The sequence below is a fragment of the Pseudomonas sp. 210_17 TE3656 genome (assembly GCF_054821965.1).
In genome coordinates this window covers 2,890,310-2,906,792 of sequence record NZ_JBTRBC010000001.1, presented here as the reverse complement: position 1 = coordinate 2,906,792, position 16,483 = coordinate 2,890,310, and the positions used below count along the sequence as shown (strand labels likewise).

At 60.2% G+C, this 16,483-nt stretch carries 17 protein-coding genes; 8 read left to right on the top strand and 9 right to left on the bottom strand.

What is annotated here, in order from left to right:
* Positions 1–2: 2 nt before the first annotated feature.
* The gene (locus tag ACVI9W_RS13580) at positions 3–2,246 is read right to left on the bottom strand and encodes a heavy metal translocating P-type ATPase (protein WP_461530266.1); all 2,244 of its coding nucleotides are present in this window, start codon (positions 2,244–2,246) and stop codon (positions 3–5) included.
* An 82-nt stretch (positions 2,247–2,328) separates the two neighbouring features.
* Between ACVI9W_RS13580 and cadR the strand changes: the two genes are divergently transcribed.
* From cadR to ACVI9W_RS13555, 5 genes are all read left to right on the top strand, one after another.
* Positions 2,329–2,772 carry a Cd(II)/Pb(II)-responsive transcriptional regulator gene (cadR, locus tag ACVI9W_RS13575; protein ID WP_157190769.1) on the top strand — a complete coding sequence of 148 codons (444 nt, stop codon included), beginning with the start codon at positions 2,329–2,331 and terminating at the stop codon, positions 2,770–2,772.
* Between the two features lie 229 nt (positions 2,773–3,001).
* A complete protein-coding gene (locus tag ACVI9W_RS13570) occupies positions 3,002–3,490 on the top strand; it encodes an Hcp family type VI secretion system effector (RefSeq protein WP_342623884.1) in 489 nt (162 codons plus the stop codon).
* Positions 3,491–3,497: 7 nt separating this feature from the next.
* A complete protein-coding gene (locus ACVI9W_RS13565) occupies positions 3,498–4,475 on the top strand; it encodes a hypothetical protein (RefSeq protein WP_461531834.1) in 978 nt (325 codons plus the stop codon).
* Positions 4,472–4,846 carry a hypothetical protein gene (locus tag ACVI9W_RS13560; protein WP_461530265.1) on the top strand — a complete coding sequence of 125 codons (375 nt, stop codon included), beginning with the start codon at positions 4,472–4,474 and terminating at the stop codon, positions 4,844–4,846. The genes ACVI9W_RS13565 and ACVI9W_RS13560 overlap by 4 nt, the downstream gene beginning before the upstream one ends.
* Before the next feature lie 183 nt (positions 4,847–5,029).
* Positions 5,030–5,344 (top strand): hypothetical protein, encoded by a 315-nt coding sequence (locus ACVI9W_RS13555; protein ID WP_461530264.1) that lies wholly within the window; start codon positions 5,030–5,032, stop codon positions 5,342–5,344.
* Positions 5,345–5,448: 104 nt separating this feature from the next.
* On the opposite strand, the gene ACVI9W_RS13550 is transcribed toward ACVI9W_RS13555, so the two are convergent.
* The 3 genes from ACVI9W_RS13550 to ACVI9W_RS13540 are packed head-to-tail and all read right to left on the bottom strand — an operon-like array spanning position 5,449 to position 8,074.
* Positions 5,449–6,420 carry a thymidylate synthase gene (locus ACVI9W_RS13550; RefSeq protein ID WP_038605514.1) on the bottom strand — a complete coding sequence of 324 codons (972 nt, stop codon included), beginning with the start codon at positions 6,418–6,420 and terminating at the stop codon, positions 5,449–5,451.
* Positions 6,421–6,467: 47 nt separating this feature from the next.
* Positions 6,468–7,277, bottom strand: a complete 810-nt coding sequence (gene lgt / locus ACVI9W_RS13545; protein ID WP_461530263.1) for a prolipoprotein diacylglyceryl transferase — start codon at positions 7,275–7,277, stop codon at positions 6,468–6,470.
* A 14-nt stretch (positions 7,278–7,291) separates the two neighbouring features.
* Positions 7,292–8,074: a sulfite exporter TauE/SafE family protein gene (locus ACVI9W_RS13540; protein WP_038605510.1), complete on the bottom strand. Its 783-nt coding sequence runs from the start codon at positions 8,072–8,074 to the stop codon at positions 7,292–7,294.
* Positions 8,075–8,203: 129 nt separating this feature from the next.
* Between ACVI9W_RS13540 and ACVI9W_RS13535 the strand changes: the two genes are divergently transcribed.
* The gene (locus ACVI9W_RS13535; RefSeq protein WP_461530262.1) at positions 8,204–8,950 is read left to right on the top strand and encodes an NRDE family protein; all 747 of its coding nucleotides are present in this window, start codon (positions 8,204–8,206) and stop codon (positions 8,948–8,950) included.
* 64 nt (positions 8,951–9,014) lie between these two features.
* Here ACVI9W_RS13535 and ptsP read toward each other — a convergent pair whose 3' ends face one another.
* Positions 9,015–11,294: a phosphoenolpyruvate--protein phosphotransferase gene (gene ptsP / locus ACVI9W_RS13530; RefSeq protein WP_157190760.1), complete on the bottom strand. Its 2,280-nt coding sequence runs from the start codon at positions 11,292–11,294 to the stop codon at positions 9,015–9,017.
* Positions 11,295–11,316: 22 nt separating this feature from the next.
* Positions 11,317–11,796, bottom strand: a complete 480-nt coding sequence (locus ACVI9W_RS13525) for an RNA pyrophosphohydrolase (protein WP_010222140.1) — start codon at positions 11,794–11,796, stop codon at positions 11,317–11,319.
* Between the two features lie 140 nt (positions 11,797–11,936).
* Between ACVI9W_RS13525 and ACVI9W_RS13520 the strand changes: the two genes are divergently transcribed.
* Positions 11,937–12,593: a histidinol-phosphatase gene (locus ACVI9W_RS13520; protein ID WP_461530261.1), complete on the top strand. Its 657-nt coding sequence runs from the start codon at positions 11,937–11,939 to the stop codon at positions 12,591–12,593.
* A gap of 109 nt (positions 12,594–12,702) precedes the next feature.
* Here ACVI9W_RS13520 and ACVI9W_RS13515 read toward each other — a convergent pair whose 3' ends face one another.
* Positions 12,703–13,131, bottom strand: a complete 429-nt coding sequence (locus ACVI9W_RS13515) for a DUF2269 domain-containing protein (protein ID WP_461530260.1) — start codon at positions 13,129–13,131, stop codon at positions 12,703–12,705.
* Positions 13,132–13,169: 38 nt separating this feature from the next.
* Positions 13,170–14,684, bottom strand: coding sequence for a threonine ammonia-lyase, biosynthetic (ilvA, locus tag ACVI9W_RS13510; RefSeq protein WP_461530259.1), 1,515 nt, complete (start codon positions 14,682–14,684; stop codon positions 13,170–13,172).
* Between the two features lie 135 nt (positions 14,685–14,819).
* On the opposite strand from ilvA, the gene rpiA reads away from it, so the two are divergent.
* Positions 14,820–15,491 (top strand): ribose-5-phosphate isomerase RpiA, encoded by a 672-nt coding sequence (gene rpiA, locus ACVI9W_RS13505; protein ID WP_038605494.1) that lies wholly within the window; start codon positions 14,820–14,822, stop codon positions 15,489–15,491.
* Between the two features lie 58 nt (positions 15,492–15,549).
* Here the strand turns inward: rpiA and ACVI9W_RS13500 are convergent, their stop codons facing one another.
* Positions 15,550–16,461 (bottom strand): SdiA-regulated domain-containing protein, encoded by a 912-nt coding sequence (locus tag ACVI9W_RS13500; RefSeq protein ID WP_461530258.1) that lies wholly within the window; start codon positions 16,459–16,461, stop codon positions 15,550–15,552.
* Between the last annotated feature and the right edge of the window lie 22 nt (positions 16,462–16,483).

Here is a 16,483-nt window from a genome sequence, read left to right as displayed (position 1 = left end):
CTCTATTTTCGCAGCAGGCGCAGGCCGTTGAAGACCACCAGCAAACTCACGCCCATGTCGGCGAACACCGCCATCCACATGGTTGCCATGCCGGCGAAGGTGATCGCCAGAAAGACCGCCTTGATCCCCAGCGCCAGCACGATGTTCTGGGTCAGGATCGCCGCGGTCTGACGCGAGAGCCTGACGAAGGCCGGAATTTTGCGCAAGTCATCATCCATCAGCGCCACGTCGGCGGTCTCGATCGCCGTGTCGGTACCGGCTGCAGCCATGGCAAAGCCGATCTCCGAGCGCGCCAGTGCTGGAGCGTCGTTGATGCCGTCGCCGACCATGCCGACCCGGTGCCCTTGGGCGTATAGATCTTCAATAGTCTTGAGCTTGTCGGCCGGCAACAGGTTGCCATGAGCCTGGTCGATACCCACTTGAGCGGCAATGGCCTGCGCAGTGTGAGGATTGTCGCCGGTGAGCATGACAGTCTTGATACCCAGTTCATGCAGTTCGGCAATCGCCTCGCGGCTGCTGTCCTTGACGGTGTCAGCCACCGCGAACAGGGCCAGCGGGCCAGACTTGTCGAGCAGCAGCACCACGGTCTTGCCCTGACGCTCCAGGGCATCGAGCTGTGCTTCGAGCTGTGGCGAGCAAAGACCCAGCTCTTCGACCAGACGATGGTTGCCCAGGTGGTACAACTCACCGGCCACTTCGCCGCGCACGCCACGCCCTGCCAGGGCTTCGAACGCCGAGACGTCACTCAGGGCCAGTTGCTGCTCGTTGGCATATACCGCAATGGCACGCGACACCGGGTGGTCGGATCGGTCAGCCAGGCTGGCAGCCAGCGTCTGGGCGCGGCCTTCGAACAGCGGATCAAGTACGACATGATCGGTCTGTACCGGCTTGCCGTGGGTGATGGTGCCGGTCTTGTCCAGCGCCAGGAAATCTAGCTTGCGCCCACCTTCCAGGTACACCCCGCCCTTGACCAGAATGCCTTTGCGCGCAGCTGCGGCCAGGCCGCTGACGATGGTCACCGGAGTGGAGATCACCAGAGCGCATGGACACGCCACTACCAGCAACACCAGGGCGCGGTAGATCCAGTCGAACCAGGCACCGGCCATGAACAGCGGTGGTATCACCGCGACCGCAAGGGCAAAGGCAAACACCGCCGGGGTGTAGATCCGCGAGAACTGATCGACGAATCGCTGGGTTGGCGCGCGGGCACCCTGGGCTTCTTCCACAGCCTTGATGATCCGCGCCAGCGTCGATTGCCCGGCAGCTGCCGTCACCCGATACTCCAAGGCACCGGCCTGGTTAATGGTGCCAGCGAAAACCTTGTCGCCAGGCCCTTTTTCCACCGGCAGGCTCTCACCGGTAATCGGCGCCTGGTCGATGCTCGACTGGCCACTGACCACCTCGCCATCCAGGCCGATACGCTCACCGGGGCGCACCCGCACCAGCGCTCCCAGCGCTACCTGTTTGACCTCGACTTCACGCCATTGGCCATCGCTCTGCTGCACCGTGGCCATGTCCGGGCTCAGTTGCATCAGCCCGCCAATCGCATTGCGCGCACGGTCCAGCGAGCGCGCCTCGATCAACTCGGCGACGGTAAACAGGAACATGACCATGGCCGCTTCCGGCCACTGACCGATCAGCACGGCGCCGGTGACGGCGATGCTCATCAGCGCGTTGATGTTCAGGTTGCGGTTCTTCAGGGCGATCCAGCCCTTTTTATAGGTACCCAGGCCACAGCTGAGGATCGACACCAACGCCACCAGCGCGACCACCCAGGAAGGCGCCAACTCGGCGAAGTGAATGCCTTCGGCGGCAATGGCCGCAACCCCGGACAGCGCCAGCGGCCACCAGTGCTTTTTCCCCGGAGCCGGAGGCGCGGCAGGTTCTTCGCTGCTCTCGGTCAGTGGTTCGGCCTGCATGCCCAGCGAAGCGACCGCCTGCTCGATGGTCAGGGTGTCGGCATGGGTGTGCCGCACCCCGAGGATGCGATTGATCAGGTTGAATTCCAACTGCTCAACGCCTGCCAGCTTGCCCAATTTGTTCTGGATCAGGGTCTGCTCGGTCGGGCAGTCCATGGCCTCGATACGAAAGCGGCTCAGGCGCGCATCGCCACTGGCCGCTTCACTCAACTGCACCAGAGAGGGTGCGGCATCGTGGGAACAGCAGCTGTGGGCATGCTTGGCATGGTCATGGCTGGCGTGATCGTGGGTGTCTTTACCCGGGGTATGGCTGACAGGCTGGTTCATGGGTTCATCCTTAAATGTCCTGTTGCCAAGTGAACACCCTGTAGCCACTATAGGGTCAAGCAACCTGCCGAGGTATTTTCAGATGAAGATCGGAGAACTGGCCAAAGCCACCGACTGCGCAGTGGAAACAATCCGTTACTACGAGCGGGAGAGCCTGCTGCCGGAGCCTGCGCGCAGCGAGGGTAATTACCGGCTGTACACCCAGGCCCACGTCGAGCGCCTGACCTTCATCCGCAATTGCCGCACCCTCGACATGACCCTGGAAGAAATCCGCAGCCTGTTGCGCCTGCGCGACAGCCCGGACGACCAGTGTGAAAGCGTCAACGCCCTGATCGACGAGCATATCCAGCACGTCAATGCGCGAATCGAAGGGTTGCAGGCGTTGCAGGCGCAATTGCTGGAGCTGCGCCAGCATTGTCATCCCAAAGAGGTGCAGTGCTCGATCCTCCAGCATCTTGAAGTCAACGGCGCCGTGACGGCCCCCGAGGCCGAGCATTCACATGTAGGCAGAAGCCACGGCCACTGACGAAAAACCACCCGGTGGGAGCGGGCTTGCCCCGCGATAGCGGTCTGTCATTCACATCTCATCGCGGGGCAAGCCCGCTCCCACCGACCAGTCCGCTGCTTTCAGACCACTCCTACGAATGCTGTCGCGCTTTCTCATTGTTGAGAAGATTCATGAGGACTAGTTTCCTCAGGACGTCGCGCTGATGTACGCCGACACGGAGCATTTACCATCACCAAGGAGTGGCAATATGGCGTTTGACGCATTCATAAAAATCGACGGTATTCCTGGCGAAGCGCTGGACGAAACATACCGGGACTGGATTGAAATCACCGGCTATAGCTTTGGGGCCCACCAAAGCACCTCCGCAACCGCCAGCTCGGCGGGCGGCGCATCCTCTGGCCGCACGACCATGACCGCATTCACGTTCACCAAGGCAATGGATAAATCCAGCTGCAAGCTGCTGGAAGCCAGTTGCGCAGGCGAGCACTTGAAAGAAGTGACCCTGGCGCTTTGCCGTGCGGGCACTGACAAACTCAAATACTTCGAGATTGTTCTTGAGCAAGTCATCATCGCTGACTACATGCAAAACGCTGGTGCAGGTGTCCCTCAGGAAGTAGTGCAGCTGGATTTCGGTCGCATCAAAACCACCTACACCCAGCAAAAGCGTAGCGATGGTGCCGGCGGCGGCAATGTCGCAGGCGGCTGGGATCGAATTGGCAACAAACGGTATTCGTGAGGCGAACATGGCTGAGCCTCAGGTTTTCATAAATACCAGAACCCAGACTTTCGAATCCTTGAGAGCCGGGCTTAACCTTTCCGGTATCGCGAATCGCAAATTCATTGCCCTCAACAGTCACATCGCCAACAGCGTTGTGCTGGCGGGGGAGCTCGTCATCCTCGGCGATCTGTCCACGCCATCAAGCACCAGCCAAGAGGCCTACATGATGGCCAAGGCGCTTGAAGTTCATATTGCCCTGCTGTCGAGTAACACTGACGCTGACGACTTCTTGCTGGACAACTTTGACCTGCTCCAGAACATGCTCGCCCATGGCGCCCTCGGCGCAGGGGTGGTAAGTGACGCCTGGAGCAAACACCTGGAAGCCATTCGCAAATCCTTGCTCGACATCGAAAAGCTCCATAACGAGTATTTACGCACGGGCTCGCCAGCGGCTCGGGACAAGTTCTATGTCGAGCGTGCCGTGTTATTCGGCAAGCTGGGGTCTCAGCTCGACAACGTGGCGGCATACGGTGCCGGATTGCAGCAACAAGGGTCCATCAAACGAATGTTGGGCATTTCCACGAAGAGCTTCCTGCACAAGGGCGAAATCGACGGCTACGCCGGCAAGATCAGCGGTGTGGCCAAAGCTGCGAAGATTGTGAAAAAAGGTACCTACATAGGTACTGCGCTGGAGGTCGCAGCCACCGCGCTTAGTATCCAAAAAGCCTGTTCATTGGGCCGGGAAGAGCAGTGCAGGAAGGCGAAGTATGTGGAGGGGGCCTCATTAGCCGGTGGATTGATGTTGGGTGCCGCGGCAGGTTATGTAGGAGGCGGTACCGCCGCCCTTGGCTGCGTCGTCGTTTTAGGCATCGCCACTGGCGGTCCAGGAGCCCTAGTGTGCGGTGTCGTAGGCGGAGCGGTGGGAGGCTGGGCAGGCGGTAGAGTCGGACAGTATCGTGGTGAGCAGTTTGGTGAGTATTTATATGGGGAATATGCTCAATGAATCAGATACCTATAGGCCTAATTGCAGGATTCATTCTAGTTCCGACATTTTTTATATGCATCTGGGTAGGCTACGTGGCACATGCTTACACAGAAAAAGCGGAAGCCTTTTTAAGCAATAGCAGTATTGTCGTGGGCACCAAATCAATATACTCACAAGCAGGCTTGTTGGGGAAAGTTATGCGCAGCTGCATACTTACCATGGCTCTTATGATCAAAAACCTATGCATCAAAAAAGGGATATTGGAGCTTAGTGAAGTAAAAAATTTCCCAAAAAAACTGATGCGACTGCTATTCGTATCATGGGGTTTGGTCTTCTTGGTGTGTGCCGCCTTGATGGCACTTAGCATCTACTCTAATTTCATCGAATGATGCTTGTACTGTGGTAGCCGTCGCGATGATCGGAAAAATCGGCGATGACATCGGTAGCGGCAGAGGCGAGCAGCTTGGTGAGTATGTATATGGGAAATATAATCAGTGACTCAGGTACCTATAGGCCTAATTGCAAGCTTCGTCTTAGTACCATCATTTTTTATATTAATTTGGTTAGCCTACGTGGCACATGCCTACACAGAAAAGGCGGAAGCTTTTTTAAGCAACAGTAGTATTGTCGTGGGTACTAGATCAATATATTCGCAAGCAGGTTTGCCGGGGAAAGCTATACGTATTGGCGGCCTTACCATGGCCTTGATATTCAAAAACACATACATAAAGAAAGGACTATTAGATCCAGATGAGGAAAAACAATTTCCGGATAATCTGAAGCGGCTGCTGGTTATATCGTGGAGCTTGCATATGTTGGTATGTGCTGCCTGGATGGCATTTGGCATTTACTCTTATTTTATAGAATCTTTTACTCTTATTTCATAAAGTGATGATAGCTTGCTCAAATAGGACCAACCTTATCGCGGGTCAACCCCCCGATAAGGTTAGCGGCTGTCTGCAAAAGTGAACTTGCCGACAATTGCAGTCAATCAAACCGCCATCGGCGCCGTCATCGGGGCATGGTGCTCGTAACCTTCCAGGCTGAAGTCACTCGGCTCGACCTTCTCCAGCCACTCCGGCTCATACACACCAGTCTTGGCATACTCAGGCACGCGATCATTGATCACCAGCTTCGGTGCCGCCAGCGGCTCGCGCTTGAGCTGTTCGTTGAGCATGTCGAGGTGGTTCTCGTACACATGCGCATCACCGATGAAGTAGGTGAACCAGCGCGGCGTGTAGCCGGTCAGGCGACCGACCAGCGACAGCAATGCCGCGCCTTCGGTGAGGTTGAACGGTGTGCCCAGGCCCAGGTCGTTGGAGCGGATGTAGAGGGTCAGGGAGATTTCCTTGGTCTCGACATTCGGGTGGAACTGGTACAGCAGGTGGCACGGCGGCAGGGCCATTTCGTCGAGCTGGGCGCAGTTCCAGCCGTGGAACAGGATGCGGCGGCTGCCCGGGTCTTTGTGGATGGTGTCGATGCACTGGCGAATCTGGTCGATGGCCTTGTACAGCACCACAAAGGCTTCGCCGTCTTCTTCAGCTTCGGCAATCTTCTGGAAGCCCTGGCTCTGCGCCAGTTCGATCGCGGCCGGGTTGCTCAGCGGGATACGCTTGTAGGCCGGCCACTGGCGCCATTGCACGCCGTAGATCTCGCCGAGGTCGTCATGCCCCTGGCGGAACGGGTTGGCCAGCCACTGGGCGTTTTCGTTGGCGTTCTGGTCCCAGACCTTGCAGCCCAGTTCACGGAACTCGCCAGCATTCTTCACGCCACGCAGGAAGCCGACCATTTCGCCGATGGCCGACTTGAACGCCAGCTTGCGGGTGGTGATGGCCGGAAAGCCTTTCTGCAGGTCGAAGCGCAGCATGGCGCCAGGCAGGCTGATGGTGCGGATACCGGTACGGTTACCCTGCAGGGTGCCGTTTTCGATGACGTCGCGGACCAGATCTAGATACTGTTTCATGGCTTACCTGTAGCAAAGACGGCAGGGGATCGCCCTGCCGTGGAAAATCAAACGGCGGCCTTGGCCGTGGGTTTGCGGTTGTAGGCCCACCAGATCAGGAAGATGCCACCGACAATCATCGGCACGCAAAGCAACTGACCCATGGTCAACCAGCCGAAGGCGATGTAGCCAAGCTGGGCATCGGGTACCCGCACGAACTCTACGATGAAACGGAAAATACCGTAGAACAGCGCGAACATGCCGGAAACGGCCATGGTCGGGCGCGGCTTGCGCGAGTACAGCCAAAGGATCAGGAATAATGCCACACCTTCCAGGGCGAACTGGTACAGCTGCGACGGGTGACGCGGCAATTGCGCTGGATCGCTGAACGGCGGGAAGACCATGGCCCACGGCACGTCAGTGGCCTTGCCCCACAGCTCGGCGTTGATGAAGTTGCCGATCCGCCCGGCGCCCAGGCCAATCGGTACCAGCGGCGCGACGAAGTCCATCAGCTCGAAGAACGATTTGTTGTTGCGCTTGCCGAACCACAAGGCCGCGAGCATTACGCCGATAAAACCGCCGTGGAACGACATGCCGCCCTTCCACACTTCGAAGATCAGCGCCGGGTTGGCCAGGTAGGCATGCAGGTCATAGAACAGCACATAGCCCAACCGTCCGCCGACGATCACGCCCATCGACAGCCAGAACACCAGGTCCGAGAGTTTTTCGCGGCTCCAGGTCGGGTCGAAGCGGTTCAGCCGCCGCGAGGCCAGCAGCCAGGCGCCGCCGATGCCGATCAGGTACATCAGGCCGTACCAGTGAATTTTCAGCGGTCCCAGGGCAATGGCCACGGGATCTATCTGCGGGTAAGGCAGCATGGTAACTCCTCTCGTTAAAGCAAAAAGCTTAAGCCCACGCAGAACAGCAGCGCGGCGAACAGCCGCTTGAGCAGGCGTGGCGACAGTTTATGCGCCAGACGCGCGCCGAAGCGGGCAAAAAACATGCTGGTCAGGGCAATCCCCAGCAGCGCGGGCAGGTACACAAAGCCCAGGCTATGCGCCGGCAGGTGCGGGTCGTGCCAGCCAAGCCAGATGAAACTCAGGGCGCTGGCCACCGCAATCGGAAACCCGCAGGCCGAGGACGTTGCCACGGCCTGCTGCATCGGCAGGCTGCGCCAGGTCAGGAACGGCACGGTCAACGAGCCGCCGCCGATACCGAAGATCGCCGAGGCCCAGCCGATCACACTGCCGGCGGCGGTCAAGCCGGGCTTGCCGGGAATGCTGCGGCTGGCCTTGGGTTTGAGGTCCAGGGCCATTTGCGCGGCAATCACCAGGGCAAACACACCGATGATCTTCTGCAGCATCGGCCCCTGGATCGCCGAGGCAGTCTTGGCACCGATACCGGCACCGACCAGTATCCCCAGGGTCATCCAGACAAAGATCGGCCACTGCACTGCACCCTTGCGATGGTGCTCGCGAATGGCATTGATCGAGGTGAAGACAATGGTCGCCAGCGACGTGCCCACCGCCAGGTGGGTGAGCACCGAGGCATCAAAGCCCTGCAAGGTGAAACTGAACACCAGCACCGGCACGATGATGATGCCACCGCCAACGCCGAACAGCCCGGCCAGCACGCCTGCGCAGGCGCCCAGCAGCAAATAGAGCACGAATTCCATTGTCGCCCCCGTCAATTCAGTCCGGCATGGTAACGGAAGGGAGGCCTGCGGCTCTAGTGAAGACACATCAAGTCGATGGATCAGGTCGGGCGCTATAGGTAGAGTGGGCAAAAACACAGAGGTCCACCTATGTGTCTGATCGTTTTCGCCTGGCGGCCCGGGCATGCCCAGCCGCTGATCGTCGCGGCCAACCGCGATGAGTTCTATGCCCGTCCCAGCCGCATGCTGGGCGCCTGGGACGATGCACCTGGCGTCTATGCCGGGCGCGACCTGGAAGCAGGCGGTACCTGGCTGGGCGTAGGCCCGGCGGGGCGTTTTGCTGCGCTGACCAATATTCGTGATCCGCAGCAAGCCTTGGGTGCACGCTCCCGGGGTGAGCTGGTGGCGGCCTTCCTGCGTGGCGAGCTGGGCGTCGAAGCCTATCTGGACCAGGTCGCCAGCCGCAGCCAGCAGTATTCGGGGTTCAACCTGCTGGTAGGCGATAACGGCGCGCTGGGCTACCTGAGCGCCCGTGACGCGCAGGTACGGCTGCTTGGCGAAGGTGTTTATGGCCTGTCCAACGCCGGGCTGGATTCGCCCTGGCCGAAGCTGGTCAAGGCCCGTGCCGGGCTGACGCAACATCTGGCTGACCCGCAGCCCGAAGCCTTGCTGACGTTGCTTGGGGATAACCTGCAAGCGGCGGACGGCGAGCTGCCGGAAACCGGCGTAGGGCTCAGCACCGAGCGCTTACTGTCGAGTGTGTTTATCGCCAGCCAGAACTATGGAACGCGGGCAAGTACGGTGTTGATTGTCGAGGCGGATGGTCGGCGGCGATTGGTGGAGCGCAGTTTCGGGCCGTTTGGCGGGCATCTGGGGGAAGTGGATTTGCAGGTTTGACGCTATCGCGGGGCAAGCCCGCTCCCACCGATCCTGTGGGAGCGGGCTTGCCCCGCGATAAGGTTTACAGATTCTTCGCCGACCCCGGATTGATCATCCGCGCCAGCCCCAGGTTCTTCAGGGCCAGTTGCAGCGAACTGTGGATAACTTGCGGGTTGTCGATGCCCATGGCCTGGGCCAACAGCTCCTGGGATTTGCTCAGGCTGACCTGACGCAGCATCCACTTCACCTTCGGCAAGTTGGTGGCGTTCATCGACAGGCTGTCGAAACCCATGGCCATCAGCAGCACCGCTGCCGCCGGATCACCGGCCATCTCGCCGCAGATACTCACTGGCTTGCCTTCGGCATGGGCGTCGCGCACCACGTTCTGCAGGGCTTGCAGTACGGCCGGATGCAGGTAGTCGTAGAGGTCGGCAACCCGCGGGTTGTTGCGGTCGACCGCCAACAGGTACTGGGTCAGGTCGTTGGAACCGACCGACAGGAAGTCCACCTGGCGCGCCAGCTCACGGGTCTGGTAGACCGCGGCCGGGATCTCGATCATCACGCCCACCGGCGGCATCGGCACATCGGTGCCTTCGTCACGCACTTCGCCCCAGGCCCGGTGGATCAGGTGCAGGGCTTCTTCCAGCTCGTGGATACCGGAAATCATCGGCAGCAGAATGCGCAGGTTGTTCAGGCCTTCGCTGGCCTTGAGCATGGCGCGGGTCTGCACCAGGAAGATTTCCGGGTGGTCGAGGGTCACGCGGATACCGCGCCAGCCAAGGAAGGGGTTGTCTTCCTTGATCGGGAAATACGACAGCGCCTTGTCACCACCGATGTCCAGGCTGCGCATGGTGACCGGCAAAGGGTGGAAGGCCGCCAGTTGCTCGCGATAAATCGCCAGCTGCTCCTTTTCGCTGGGGAAGCGCTGGTTAATCATGAACGGCACTTCGGTGCGGTACAGGCCGACCCCTTCGGCACCACGCTGCTGGGCGCGGGCGACATCGGCGAGCAGGCCGGTGTTGACCCACAGCGGCATGCGGTGGCCATCGAGGGTGATACACGGCAATTCGCGCAAGGCATCCAGGCCCTGAGCCAGCTGGCGCTCTTCTTCGACCACTTCGGCATACTGCTTGCGCAGCACGTCGCTAGGGTTGGTGTAGACATCGCCCTTGTAGCCATCGACGATCATGTCGATGCCGTCGACCTTCGAATACGGCAGGTCAACCAGGCCCATCACAGTCGGAATACCCATGGCCCGGGCCAGGATCGCGACGTGGGAGTTACCTGAGCCAAGTACTGAAACCAGGCCGACCAGCTTGCCTTCCGGCACTTCGCCGAGCATCGCCGGGGTCAGTTCTTCGCTGATCAGAATGGTGTTATCGGGATAGACCAGTGTCTGCTGCCGTGCTTCCTGCAGGTAGGCCAGCAGACGCCGGCCCAGATCCTTCACATCGGAAGCCCTCTCCCGCAGGTAGGCATCGTCCATCAGCTCGAAGCGGTTGACGTGCTCGCCCACCACCTGGCGCAAGGCGCCCTGGGCCCACTGCCCGGTCTTGATCACCTGCACCACTTCGCCGCCCAGGGCCGCGTCTTCGAGCATCATCAGGTAGACGTCGAACAACGCGCGCTCTTCCGGGCGCAGCTGGGTGGCGAGTTTAGCGGACAGGCTGCGCATGTCGGCGCGTACGCCTTCCAGCGCATTGTTGAAGAGTTTGAGTTCGGCGTCGATGTCATCCACCGACTTGTCCGGCACCACATCGAGATCGGCCGGTGGCAGCATGACCACTGCCTTGCCTACCGCAGCGCCGGGCGAACCGGGCACGCCAACGAACTTGGCCTCCTGAATGCCTTTGCCCTGACGGCCCAGGCCACGGATCGAGCCAGTGGCCTCAGCATGAGCAATTACGCCGGCCAGCTGAGCGCTCATGGTCACCAGGAAGGCTTCTTCACCTTCATCGAACTGGCGCCGCTCTTTTTGCTGGATAACCAGAACCCCGACCACCCGCCGGTGGTGAATGATCGGCGCACCGAGGAACGAGGCGAAGCGTTCTTCACCGGTTTCGGCGAAGTAACGGTAGCGCGGGTGGTCGGCGGCGTTTTCCAGGTTAAGCGGTTCTTCCCGGGTGCCGACCAGACCGACCAGGCCCTCGTTAGGGGCCATGCTGACCTTGCCAATCGAACGCTTGTTCAAGCCTTCGGAGGCCATCAGCACGAAGCGGTTGGTCTCCGGGTCGAGCAGGTAGACCGAGCATACCTGGCTGCCCATGGCCTCTTTGACGCGCAACACAATGATCCCCAACGCCGTCTTGAGATCCTTGGCGGAGTTAACTTCCTGGACGATCTTGCGCAGCGTATTGAGCATGGCTCGGGGTCGAACTCCGTCGTCAGTCGCGCGCCAGCAGGCGCGGGGCAAGCTCTTTGAGAGCGCGGCGGTAAACCTCGCGCTTGAATGTCACCACCTGGCCCAGCGGATACCAATAACTGACCCAGCGCCAGCCATCGAACTCCGGTTTCCCGGTCAGATCCATCCGCACCCGCTGCTCGTTGGAGACCAGGCGCAGGAGAAACCATTTCTGTTTCTGGCCGATACACAGCGGTTGGCTGTGGGTCCTAACCAGACGTTGGGGTAAACGATAACGCAACCAGCCGCGGGTGCAGGCAAGAATTTCAACATCATCGCGCTCTAGCCCCACTTCTTCGTTCAGCTCGCGGTACAGGGCATCTTCCGGCGTCTCTTCAGGGTTGATACCGCCCTGGGGGAACTGCCAGGCATCCTGGTTGATCCGCCGAGCCCATAGCACCTGCCCAAGATCATTCGTCAGAATGATCCCGACATTGGGGCGAAAACCATCGGGGTCGATCACGGCAGCAACCTCGCAAACGCATGTAACCGCATTGTTCCACAAAGGTCACAAGGCCAGCAACGCGCCTGTTTACCTTATGTGCACCGATGTGAAAAGTCCGTATTCTGTGGGACTTTTCAGATGTTATGCGAGTGACTTAAATGCGCCTGGCTTTATTCGATCTGGACAATACCCTCCTCGGCGGCGACAGCGACCACGCGTGGGGCGACTACCTGTGCGAGCGCGGCATTCTCGACCCGGTGGCCTACAAGAACCGTAACGACGAGTTCTACCAGGACTACCTGGCCGGCAAGCTGGACCTCAATGCCTACCTGGAATTCACCCTGGAGATCCTGGCCAACACCGAAATGGCCCAGCTCGACGAATGGCATGCCGATTTCATGCGCGATTGCGTCGAACCGATCATCCTGCCCAAGTCCCTGGCCCTGCTGAAAAAGCACCGCGATGCCGGCGACAAGTTGGTGATCATCACCGCCACCAACCGCTTCATTACCGGGCCGATTGCCAAGCGTCTGGAAGTCGAGACGCTGCTGGCCACCGAATGCGAGATGGTTGACGGTCGCTACACCGGTCGCAGTACCGGTGTGCACTGCTTCCGTGAAGGCAAGGTGACGCGTCTGAATCAATGGCTGGAAGAAAACGGCTTCAACCTGGAAGGCAGCTATTTCTACAGCGATTCGATGAATGATCTGCCGCTGCTGGAGCAGGTGGCCAATCCGGTCGCCGTCGATCCGGACCCGAAGCTGCGCGCCGAAGCTGAAAAGCGCGGTTGGCCGGTGATCAGCCTGCGCGATTGATCGCCGCTATGGGAGCGACTGCTCGGTGGGAGCGGGCTTGCCCCGCGATGCGATGTGACTGAACAACCGCAATCGCGGGGCAAGCCCGCTCCCACCGAAGCCCGTATGATCAGACCGGTTTGGCGCCCATCAGGCCGGCGATAGCGATGAAACACACACCACTGAACAGCGCCAGCGCCAGGGTGAACTTCGGATTGCCCGCAGTCGGTGCCGTACGCAGGCGATTGACCCGCGCCAGCAGCCAGAACCAGCTGAACGCGCCGAAGGTGTAGATCACACTGGAGCCCAGCACCCAGGTCTGGCCCAGTGGCCAGCCGATCAGGTGCACCAGCCACCAACCGGTGAACGGCATGCTGACCAGGCAGATACCCATCAACAGCCAGACAAACACCAGCGGCCGCTGCATCAGTCGGCTCGCTACTGCCGTGTCGCCCTTACGGCGCGCCAGCCAGGTCCAGATCGCCAGGCCAAGGGCACTGCCGAGCAACAGCACGGTGGCCGAGATGTGCAGGACCTTGAGAGTAGTCAGGTATTCCATGTCATTGCTTCCTTGTGAGCTGTCCTGAGCTTAGCTGCTCAGCCCAGGAACAGCCGGTACGCGGGGTTATCGGTTTCATCCCAGTACGGATAGCCGATCTTGGCCAGGGCGGCAGGCACCAGATGGCGCTCATCATCCGGAACTTGCAGCCCCGCCACCACGCGACCATCGGCCGCGCCATGGTTGCGGTAATGGAACATCGAGATGTTCCAGCGCCCGCCGAGCTTGTTGAGGAAGTTGAACAACGCTCCCGGACGCTCCGGGAACTCGAAACGCAGCACCAGTTCGTCACTGACCCGCGCGGCATGGCCGCCTACCATGTGACGGATATGCAGTTTGGCCAGCTCGTTGTCGGTCAGGTCGAGTACCGGGAAGCCTTGCTCGGTCAGGCTCTGGATCAGCGCGCTGCGCGGGTCGGTGTCCGGGTGGGTCTGCACGCCGACGAAGATGTGCGCCTCACCATCGGCATGGTAGCGGTAGTTGAATTCGGTGATCTGGCGCTTGCCAATCGCCTCGCAGAACGCCTTGAAACTGCCGGGTTGCTCAGGAATGGTCACGGCAATGATGGCTTCGCGGCCTTCACCCAGCTCGGCACGCTCGGCAACATGGCGCAGGCGGTCGAAGTTGACGTTGGCACCCGAGTCGATAGCCACCAGGGTCTGGCCGTGGACACCATTGAGTTCGACGTACTTCTTGATGCCTGCCACGCCCAGTGCGCCGGCAGGTTCGGTGATCGAGCGGGTATCGTCGTAGATATCCTTGATCGCAGCGCAGATTTCATCCGTACTGACGGTCACCACTTCATCTACATAGGTCTTGCAGATGTCAAAGGTGTGCTGGCCGATCTGCGCTACGGCCACGCCATCGGCGAACAGCCCGACCTGCGGCAAGACCACGCGCTCACCCGCAGCCATGGCGGCTTGCAGGCAGTTGGAGTCATCCGGCTCGACGCCGATCACCTTGATCTCCGGGCGCAGGTACTTCACGTAAGCCGCGATACCGGCGATCAAACCGCCGCCGCCGACGGGAACGAAGATCGCGTCCAGCTGACCCGGGTGCTGGCGCAGGATCTCCATGGCCACCGTGCCCTGACCGGCAATGGTGTGCGGATCGTCATAGGGGTGGATATAAACGAAGCCCTTTTCGTCGACCAGTTTCAGCGAGTAGGCCAGTGCTTCCGGGAACGAGTCGCCATGCAGCACGACCTTGCCACCGCGCGAGCGCACGCCTTCGACCTTGATCTCCGGGGTGGTCTTGGGCATGACGATGGTCGCCTTGATCCCCAGCTCCCGCGCCGCCAGCGCCACGCCCTGGGCATGGTTGCCGGCCGAAGCGGTAACCACGCCACGGGCCAGTTCCTCAGGGGTCAGCTGCGCCAGCTTGTTATAGGCACCGCGAATCTTGAAAGAGAACACCGGCTGCAAGTCTTCGCGCTTGAGCAGGATGTTGTTGCCCAGGCGCTTGCTCAGCTGGCCGGCGGTCTGCAACGGGGTTTCGACGGCAACGTCGTAAACGCGCGAGGTGAGGATCTTCTTGACGTACTGTTCGAGCATCGGGAAAGCATCACTGAGCGGTTGGGCGGGGCTGGAAGTCTACCCCAGCGCCTTGTCGGGCGACCACAGCAAGTCCGTGGTTTTAGCCGCTATACTACGCGTCTTCACGATACTCCTCCCCGCTTCGGAGCCCGCATGACCCAGGACCAACTCAAACAGGCTGTCGCCCAGGCCGCTGTCGATTTCATTCTGCCCAAGCTCGACGACAAGAGCATCGTCGGCGTCGGCACCGGCTCGACCGCCAACTGCTTCATCGACGCCCTGGCCCAGCACAAGGCTGCCTTCGATGGCGCCGTGGCCAGCTCTGAAGCAACTGCCGCACGCCTGAAGGGTCACGGCATTCCGGTGTATGAACTGAACACCGTCAGCGACCTGGAGTTCTATGTCGACGGCGCCGACGAGAGCGACGAGCACCTGAACCTGATCAAAGGCGGCGGCGCAGCCCTGACCCGCGAAAAGATCGTTGCCGCTGTGGCCAAGACTTTCATCTGCATCGCCGACGCCAGCAAGCTGGTGCCGGTGCTGGGCGCCTTCCCGCTGCCGGTCGAAGTGATCCCGATGGCCCGCAGCCATGTGGCGCGCCAGCTGGTCAAGCTGGGCGGCGACCCGGTCTATCGTGAAGGCGTGGTCACCGACAACGGCAACATCATCCTCGATGTGCATAACCTGCAGATCACCAACCCGGTGGAACTGGAAAGCCAGATCAACGCCATTGTCGGCGTGGTCACCAACGGCTTGTTCGCGGCACGCCCGGCGGATCTGCTGTTGCTGGGGACTTCTGAAGGGGTCAAGACCCTCAAGGTCTAAAAGCATCGCGGGGCAAGCCCGCTCCCACTGTGGGAGCGGGCTTGCCCCGCGATGAAGCTTACTCAGTCGGTTTCTTGAACACGTAAAACAGGTTCGGCTCGCTGACCAGGTAAATGGTCCCGGCATCGTCCATAGCGATGCCTTCAGCCTGCGGTACGCTCTGCTTCAGGCCCTGAAAACCCTTGCGCAGTGACAGACTGCTCAAGGGTTTACCCTTCACATCCAGCTCCAGCACCAGCTGCGACTCATCCGACAGCGCCAGCAGATGGCCGCTGCGCTCATCGAACTGCAAGCTCGACAGATCGCGCACAAACAGCCGTGAATCACGTTTCTGGTCCTGCACCACATGCACCGCATAAGGCTGCTCGGGGTTTTCGTGGGGGAAGCCATGCACCTCGTAAATCAGCATCGGGTCGCGCTCCTTGGCCACGAACAGGCGCTTGCCCACCGAGTCGTAAGCCAGACCCTCAAAGCCCTTGTTGCCGTTCAGACCGATCCCCAAGGTCAGTTGCTCGGCATCCTTGGCATCAAGCAATAGCGTGTTGTCGTTGAGCTGCACACGAATCAGGCGCTGCTCACGCTCATCGGTGATCACATAACTGCCGGGGCCGACGTATTCGACCGCCTCGGGATCGCCGAAACCGGTGAGTGGTATCCGCCGCAGTACGCGCCCGTCCAGCGACAGCTCAATCAACTCCGAACGCTGATTGGTCACGGTGAACAGGCTATTGCGGTCCGGATCGAAGGTGAGTGCGGAGATATCGTCATTCAGCCCTTCGAGGGGCTGTGCCTCGATCGCCACGCGATACTGGTCCAGACCGATGCTCAGTTCGGAGGGCTGCCACCAGGTCTTGAAATTGAACCAGCCGCGTTCGAACAAGCGGTAATGCTGCCCCGCCGCTGCAAGCACAAGCACAGCCAGCAGGCTGACAACCAGGAAAATCAGAGGCAGGCGGATGTAGCGACGCATTCAGGAGAACCCTATAGATGAC